Below are 1,605 nucleotides of genomic sequence, written 5' to 3'. Positions count from 1 at the left end.
GTTTAAACCCATGCGACTGGTTAAACCGTTAGGCAGCTTTTGAATGCCTTTAAGTGGATCGGACAATGAACCCAGCGCTAAAAAATCCGGTCCTTTTACAGGAATTGTTTTTGGTAATGAAGCAGGGCCTTGTATCCAGAGTGGGATCGATAAAGTATGATCAGAGTTGCCACGATAAATCAAACCGTTAATACTGCCGGATTTCAACCCGCGCTTTGCCAAGTCCTCGTAAATGGTAGGCAGCTGTCGGCTTAAATGTTTGCCATTCAAGTTGACTAACGCGTCAACCAATACATTGTCAACGCCTTGCTTGATCACCTCCATTGGCCCAGTTCCATAATTAACGAGTCTTTTTTCTTTCGTCGAATACCAGATCAAGCCAGGTACACGATGACCATCCGGATATGTACCTGTAAACAGAGAACTATCAATCGTCACGGACATTGTAGGAAAAGAACTGACCATATCTTTATAATATTGGCCATGTTCAATCAGAAACTGGAAGGTGGGAAGTTGTTCTTCCTTTATGCCTCTATCAATTGCTTGAGCCATTAATGAATCGATAAGCAGAAAAACGACTTTCTTTTTGTTTTCACCGTTTATCGATTTTACTCGGACTAAATCTTGTTCTTTATGTGTTAACTCCTGTTTTTGGCAGCCCGAAACAGCAATCATTATAAAAATTATCAACAGAAACTGTCTGACTTTTTTTGTATGAATGAAAATCACCAACCTATCCATATTTTGCTGATCATGTATAGAGTGCTTCATGATCAAGCTTTTATACATAGAATTAGTGATTATTGGTTCCGTTACTCCATCGAGAGTCCGCCCGTAACTGGAGTGTATGTCCCGGTCACAAAACGAGCGTCGTCACTTGCCAAAAAAGAAATAACTCCTGCAACATCTTCTGGTTCGGCTACGCGACCTAGTGGCGTGAAATTACTAATTACCTGTTTCTCTTGCTCTGTCAAAAAGGCGGTTGCATCCGTTTGGACCAAACCAGGTGCAACAACATTAGCAGATATGCCATCTGGTCCGAATTCTTGGGCAATATACATTGAAAAAGTATTAAGACCGCCCTTCGCCGTACCATGAGCAATCATATAAGGTGAAGGATCTCTACTCAAAGTGCTTGAAATATAAATTATTCGACCAAACTTTTGCTGGGTCATGGTCGGGATAACGGCTTTTGTCGTCACAAAAGCCGCATTTAATTCATCATTTAGTTTTTGAGAGAATTCCTCCCATGACAATTCGGCGAAAGGCTTTGTTTCGAAATGCATGTTCGCGTTGCAAACCAACACATCAATGCGGCCAAAGGCCTCCTTCGCAACCGCGACAAGCTTCAACATTTGATCCTTCTGTCGAACATCCGCTTGAATGGCAATTCCTACACCGCCGCTTATCCGAATCTCGGAAACTACTTCTTCAGCAGCATCGATATTCGATAAGTAATTGACAACCACTTTAGCGCCTCGTCTAGCCAATAAAATGGACGTTGCACGACCGATGCCTCGAGAACCACCCGTCACGACCGCTACTTTGCCTTGTAGATTCATAATCAATACGTCCTTTCTTAATCCCATTTATTCGCTGCTCAAA

The 1,605-nt window shown here is 42.4% G+C and carries 2 protein-coding genes; both read right to left on the bottom strand.

The window, feature by feature from the left end; all coding sequences use genetic code 11:
• Positions 1-675: alkaline phosphatase family protein (locus AC1DWN_RS33570; RefSeq protein WP_477563156.1), on the bottom strand; the 675-nt coding region annotated here is incomplete at its 3' end.
• 137 nt (positions 676-812) lie between these two features.
• Positions 813-1,562, bottom strand: a complete 750-nt coding sequence (locus AC1DWN_RS33565) for an SDR family NAD(P)-dependent oxidoreductase (RefSeq protein ID WP_477563155.1) — start codon at positions 1,560-1,562, stop codon at positions 813-815.
• Positions 1,563-1,605: the final 43 nt, after the last annotated feature.

Source organism: Paenibacillus sp. P4_A7 (assembly GCF_056402455.1).
This window is presented reverse-complemented; position numbering and strand designations above follow the sequence as displayed.